The organism is Microcoleus sp. S36b_A4 (assembly GCF_036700645.1).
Classification (GTDB): domain Bacteria; phylum Cyanobacteriota; class Cyanobacteriia; order Cyanobacteriales; family Microcoleaceae; genus Microcoleus.
Map to the genome: position 1 here is coordinate 1,058 of NZ_JAUBPI010000162.1, position 6,436 is coordinate 7,493.

The window sequence follows — 6,436 nt, forward strand, 5'->3', positions numbered from 1 at the left end:
TCAGCATCCCACTTATAGAGACGGTAGAGCGAGAATATCAGCATCCCACTTATAGAGACGGTAGAGCGAGAATATCAGCATCCCACTTATAGAGACGGTAGAGCGAGAATATCAACATTCCGCTTACATAAAGGGAAGCCCCGAAGTTAACCGGGGCGTAATTTGTCCAGTTTCAATTATCGCCACCCTCCAAGATTTTCTGAACTGCTTTGACCGTGACTTGCTTGGGCAATCCCTTCCCTACTTCTTTTCGCAGCCAGCTTACCAATTCACCCGCTTTGGCTGCACAGTCAAAGTCAATCTCAGAATTTTGTTTGGAGGCGGCAAGCTCTGAGAGTAATTGCCTCATTTGTTCTTCCCGCTCTGCGAGTTTTGCTTCTACTTCTTCTCGATCGGCGCGCTCGGTCTCAAGTTGCGATCGCACTTCCCGCACTTCTTCCCTCAACTTTTCAGTCACGATGTGGCTGGATGCTAGCAGCTTGTCATATTCACCCTGTAACCTTTCATTTTCTGCCTTTAAGTTACCTATCTCAATCTGCAACCCGGTGTCTGTAACTGTGGGTAACTCTTCAAAATTACCCGCGTCGGACTTTCCCGGCAGTTTACTCCTCAAGGCTTCTAAGGATTCTTGCAGTAGTTGCACTTGCAATTCTAAAGCCGTGAATCTCTCGATAGTAACCGTATCTGTAACTCTGCCTGTAACCAATTGATTGATTGTATCTGTAACCTCTGTAACTTTGTCTGTAACCCGTGGTTGTGGGGGAGTGTTTAGCGCCTCTGCAATCTCCTCAAGCTTTGCCGTGCTTAGTTCTGAGCTTTTGCCGATGTACCTTTTATGTAACTTCCCATTCTGTTTTCTGTAACCGTACCAGTAATCTCCCCCCTTGCTTGCTTCCTTGCGGACTGTGTAGGGTTTATTGTCGGCGCTTGGCTCAAATCTGAAAGAGCCGATTGATTCTAGCCACGCAGCACCCCTAGCAGAATCTAATTCAAATACCTTGCCATCATCCAGTTCGATTAACCCTTGCCTCACCAATGGAATTGTCATAAGTTACCTACTCGTTACATATCGCTGTCTGTAACTAATATAAGTAACTTATAGGTAACTGTCAAGAGTTACAGAGAATTTTTTTTGGGGCAATTCGAGTGCAAAATGGTCGCAGATTGGGTGCAAATATTTTCGCGAAACCTCAAACGCAGTCAGAGCCTATGCCAGCACTTAACACCTAGCCTGAGAAGTTCCGCCGTGACAGGGCGCGAGTTCTTATTGACATTGGCATACAGATACACAAGAAGTGGCACACACTCCCAGTGGTAACAATTTCAGGGGAGCGAGTAGAATCTCGGAATTGAGGGATTGAGGGATTCTAGCTGCGAGTTTTGCGATCGGCTCAGGGTGCAGGGTGAGGTATGCGAGTTGCACCTCACCCTGATATTGCAGAATTTGCGATCGGTTAGTCGATCGCTTGCAAGTCCTCCGGCTTCAGCCACGTTGTGTAGCTGCCGTCAGGTTTGATGCAAGCAATCTGAGAGTATTTGTCGATCGAGTCAACAGTTAACTCCATACCTTGATATTGCTCATAAGTGCCGACGTACTTGACCCGTGTACCCATCACCCAACCGCAGTGTTTTAGCAGACGGATGCTCATATTTTCTTCCTTGTTAAAAGCTTTGGCGAAAAACGCCTTTACTTGTGAGTCGGAGGAAGTAACCCGCTCTATCACCTCTCCGGCATCCTTACGGCTGCATCCTGCGATCGCTTTCCGCATCTCATCAGCTAACCCGCTGGCAATTTCTGCGGGAGTTGCCTGATCGTCCGCGTTACACCCGTTACTACCGTTACACTCATCATCGGTAGGCTTAAAAGTGGGTGTAACCACGTCGTTACAGACGTTACACCCGTCATCACCAGAAACCAGACTTTCTGATACAGCATCTCTCGACATCTCATCACAAATTTTTGCGTCGCGAAGACTTTGGGTATGTAACGGTGTAACGTCTGTAACATAAGGGGTTTCGGCGTTTTCAATGGGTGTAACAGAGGGTGTAACGGGTGTAACGGCTGAAAGGTCTGTAACAGCGTGGTTTTTGGTCAATTCTTGCAGTCCGCCGTCCTGACACCCTTCTTTAATACAAATCCAGTTTGGGATGTGTGGGCGGTTGATTGGCCTCTTATCGTTATCGTCATCGCTTAGCGCCAAGTCTAGGAAACATGGCAGGACTCGCAAACCTTCCCAACAGGCCGGATGCCGTGTGGGCTTGCCATTTACCCGGCTAACCTCACTAGGCCGATACTGTTTCGATAGAACTCGCTGCAACCTCTGGATAAATTTCTGGTAAGACATCGGAGTGAGTGAATGTGCTTTGCTATACGCCTGATACCAGCTATGCAACTCATTGCCATAGAGGGACTCTGTGCCCGGTACAAAGCAGCGGTCTATGAAAGATTTAATGCCATCCCCAATAATCGCCCCTTCTTGTTTGAGTGCCAGCAGTTCCGGGTTAGATATGGGCTCAGTAAGAATTTTGTCGCGCTCCGCCTTGTCCATACTTAGTGCCCATCCGGCAATCTCTCCCAGTTCCTCCGAGAGTTTTTGCCCCAAGTTTGGATCAACGTCTTTTGTGGATTTTATTGTAGGAATAGGAATACACCGCCTGTCCCATCCATCGCCCGCGTGTTCGATCGGCAGATGCTCGACTGAGGCCACCGCAAACCGAATATTCCACTTTTTCTGAATAGCTTTGGGCATATACAAGGCGCGACCAGACATCGGGCCATTGTCCACTAACTCATAAAAAGCTTTGAGTCCTGACTGAAACCCCCCGGTGTCGGGAATGTAGAAAAAACTTTTACCAAGTAACAACTGGTAGCGGCCTTCAGGTTTTCCCAGTTCTGCAAAATCCTGAGAGGATGACGAGGACTCGTTACCTACTAATAATTCCCCTATCCGCAATGCCGTACCCTTGCCACTACCACTATCCCCAATAAAGTGGAAGAACCGACCAAAGGGAGCCGTCGGGTCTAAGAGCATAGAAAAGAAGGCTCGGATAGTTTGAATTTGCGACTCCCCAAAAGATGAAAGTAGAAATTGTCCGAGAGTTTTGGGGAGGGAAGCATTCTCTACGTAGTTGTAGGGCGAGCACTCAAGCAAATAATCCTCTTTATTGTGGGGTTGTAACTTCCCAGTCCTGGTGTCAACCGTCCCGTTTAAAAATGCTTTGAGATGGCGGTTAGCTGTTTTATCTTTTCTGTGCAGAGTCCGCCGGCAATATTTGAGCGTGGCTTCTAAGTTTTTGCTCGTCCCAAACTTAAAATTTTTGCCAACTTCCTTCAGTTCGTAACATTCCTCTGCAAAATCTCCGATCGCCTTTGCTACGTCCGCATCTTCCCTGAGTTGCCAGTGAGTGCCGCAGTCTTGGAAAAAAGCGCCGCCATCTGAGACGAACCAATCTGCACCGAATAAACTTTTCCGGCAGTGTACCTCAAAAGTTGTATTTCCCCGGACAAGAAATTTGTCGGGCCCGTCGCCGTCGCCACTATCAAAAGTTTTTGCTTCCCAAGTTTTAAAATCTGTAGCGGCCGAAAGCGCTTTCCTGAAAGCTTCTATCCCTTTCTTCTGGATCAGGTCATCCATACCTTTTGTCTCTCCATTTTCCCCTGCATCCCAGTTTCCCGTAATTGAGTAGACGGGGACATTAAATTTCAAGAGTTGATGACCTAATTTACGCTGTGCCCAGTTTACGTTTGGGTTTGTTGCAGAATCCGCATCAAATCCAAAAATAAAGCCGATACCCGCACGGGCATATTTTTCAATGCGTGGGATTAAGTAGCGTTTGCCTTGCACGTCATAGTCTTTTCCGGTCAAGCCATTCTCGACTCCCGTTAATCCGATCGTTGGTATATTGTTGCTGCAACCGGCGAGTGTCTGGAAAGGGCCCTCAGTAAGCACTAGGCATGGATGCCCATTTATTTGATAGCAGTGCTTTTTGAGGTTTTCCGGTTCCCAGTAATTCTTATCAGTGGGGTGCTTTGGTACGATCGCATCGCCACCATGATCGGTCAGTGGTGTCCGATATTTTGGAGCTTTCTTGTTTGCTGGGTCTGTGTCCCGTTTCCAAGGTTTGTCAGGACGCAATTGACCTTGCAGTGTTTCACCTTGGAACCAAATCCCGCCAGATTTTGCCTCATATCCCAGAAGGAATGTAGCCTCCTCCTTTGTCACAGTCCGCCAAGCAGCCCTTGACCAGTCGTTGAGGAGTCCGCGTCCCTGGATGTCGGCTTGATGTTTGGCACAAAGGAAAAATGTTGATGAGTAAGTTTGAGCAAGTTTAGGTGGTTCTTGACAAATTTGAGTAGATTCGGATAAGCTAGCAACATCGCTTGAGGTTTGGTAGCCGATCGCGTTAGTATTGTCCGTAGACATAGATTTTGCCCTTGGGTGAAATTATCCAAAAGCCGCTGTTCTCAGGTTCCAATTGAATGCAGCGGTTTTTTGGTGTGTACAGTTTTTGAAAAGATTCAAGGCATAGGTGGAACCGCCCCGCTAGCAGATTGCGGGTGCGGGTAGGCTGTCGGTAAGGCTGACACCGATTAAGCCATTGCAGAATTTGGGGATGAGAACTAAAGCTTTAAGCTTTTGAGTCAGAGTCTCTAAATGCTTAACAACCGCCAGAAATTTTGCCCACGTTAAATAATCAAGCACTAGCGCCCAATGTCTCCAAGGGTTCATGTAATAGTGCTTGATAAACGACCGCCGAGATTCTCGTTCTTCTCTGCGGTCGTTTATCATTTCGCGTGGCGTAAAGGGGCGGTTGTCCATGTTCAATATTTTAGCGGCGGATGGGATTTAGAGCACGGATTTTAATTAACTCGGTTGGTGTGGAAACCTAATAGGTTTCGGTTTTTGTTAAGCACGTAAGAATGCGGGTTCTGGCTGATTTTTATTTGAACGCATTAAACTAGAGACCTATAGGTTTCTATTTTTCTCTATACACCACAATACAGGCTAGGGCGGGGTGTATTTTCTCTAGATTTCTCTATGCACTGTTGAGGTAGAACCTTATAAGGTTCCATTTTTCTCTATAAACAAATATGCAGGGTGTGGGGCTGGAGTATATATGGAAACTCTACGAGTTTCCGACGTGCTGCATCCATCTAGATATGTGCTATTTGCTTGGAAGGCCGTAGGGTTTCCAAAATCTACATACGTGCTGCAACTACTCATCAACTAAGCGCTTGTACTCAGCCTCAGCATCCTTGTATTTTTGGCTGCCTCCTTTGGACACTCCCCAGATTTCAAGAATGATTTTTGCTTTACCCCATCCCTTTGCCTTCAATTGCAGCGCTCGTTCTGCTTTGTCGTTCTCGGAACGTTCAGTGTCGATTTTAGCTAGCTGGCCAGATTGCTCGTTCACGGAACGTTCATCCTCCCCATCGTCATCAGGACTCATCGCTAGAGCGCGTTCCAAGTGTTCCACAGGATTTAAGATTGCCTCTGCTTCCTGTTGCCGTTGTTTCTGGGAAACATAAACCTCTGTGCTAATTTCATCAGCCACATCAGCTTTAATCGCCCGTGCTTTCCATTCCTCAATCTCATTTTCCTCTGCCAATTTACGGGCGATATCCCCCGCGCCAACCGCACAGGCAACAGCCCCGCAAAGACTCAATCCCTGAATGGCCTTATGCCAGCTAACTTTTTTATCAAGGGCAACCAGGGGAACCAACCAGAGGGCAACAGCAGCGCCAGACAGCACAAACATTTTTAGCTGCATAAAAACACCCCCGCACCGATCGCGATCGAAGCCATGCCAGCCAGAAGCAAAGCTTGTAAATTTTGCACTGAAATCTTGAGCCAGCCACTAACTGAGAAATCCAGAAGCCAGCACAAGCCCCAAATAATAAAAGCTGCTGCTGCCAAGAAGGCGATCGCCCTCATGGCCATCGGATGCAAACTCGCTACCCATCCCAGAAGGGAGGAAGCGATGCACCCGGCGATAAAATAATTTGCCAAGTACATCGCTCTCATTAGTTTGCCCCCGCCGTCAGTTTGGCTTTAATTGCATCAATCCGAGTGCGAGCATCGTTTTCAGCTTTGTCGATGCCAAGTCCGAGCCGTGCATATCCCGGCCGGAGTGCGTGTAATTTCTTAGCTAAGCCAGCATTGCCACGAACTTTTTTAAGTTCATTCTCAGCAACCACACCCTCATATTTTCTGTGCTCTTTATGCACAACGGCATCGGCTGCCTCAACCTTACCGAGTGCTTTGTAGGCTCGTTTGGATTGTCGGGCCCCGTCTGTTTTTTCCTTTGCCAGATCCTTTAAGCCGTCTGCCTCATCTTTAGTGAAATACCTCGGAGCTGGAACCACGGGAACCGATCGGATAGAGCCAAAGTTACCGGGATTGATGGGACTAATTGCAGCAGCATCGGTAGCTGC

6 protein-coding genes are annotated in these 6,436 nt (G+C 47.7%); all 6 read right to left on the minus strand.

Annotation, left to right across the window (positions count from 1 at the left end):
* Window positions 1–172: 172 nt before the first annotated feature.
* Window positions 173–1,048, minus strand: coding sequence for a hypothetical protein (locus tag QUA03_RS27855; RefSeq protein ID WP_333216825.1), 876 nt, complete (start codon window positions 1,046–1,048; stop codon window positions 173–175).
* Window positions 1,049–1,454: 406 nt separating this feature from the next.
* Window positions 1,455–4,424, minus strand: coding sequence for a DUF3854 domain-containing protein (locus tag QUA03_RS27860; protein WP_333216827.1), 2,970 nt, complete (start codon window positions 4,422–4,424; stop codon window positions 1,455–1,457).
* Window positions 4,425–4,544: 120 nt separating this feature from the next.
* On the minus strand, window positions 4,545–4,790 hold the full coding sequence (locus QUA03_RS27865; RefSeq protein ID WP_333216829.1) for a hypothetical protein: 246 nt from the start codon (window positions 4,788–4,790) through the stop codon (window positions 4,545–4,547).
* Between the two features lie 427 nt (window positions 4,791–5,217).
* Window positions 5,218–5,772, minus strand: a complete 555-nt coding sequence (locus tag QUA03_RS27870; protein ID WP_333216831.1) for a hypothetical protein — start codon at window positions 5,770–5,772, stop codon at window positions 5,218–5,220.
* Entirely contained in the window at window positions 5,763–6,026 is a 264-nt protein-coding gene (locus QUA03_RS27875) for a hypothetical protein (protein ID WP_333216833.1), read from the minus strand. Before QUA03_RS27875 ends, QUA03_RS27870 begins: the two co-directional genes overlap by 10 nt.
* Window positions 6,026–6,436, minus strand: a 411-nt coding sequence (locus tag QUA03_RS27880) for a hypothetical protein (protein ID WP_333216835.1), incomplete at its 5' end; no start/stop codon positions are given. The genes QUA03_RS27880 and QUA03_RS27875, both read right to left, overlap by 1 nt.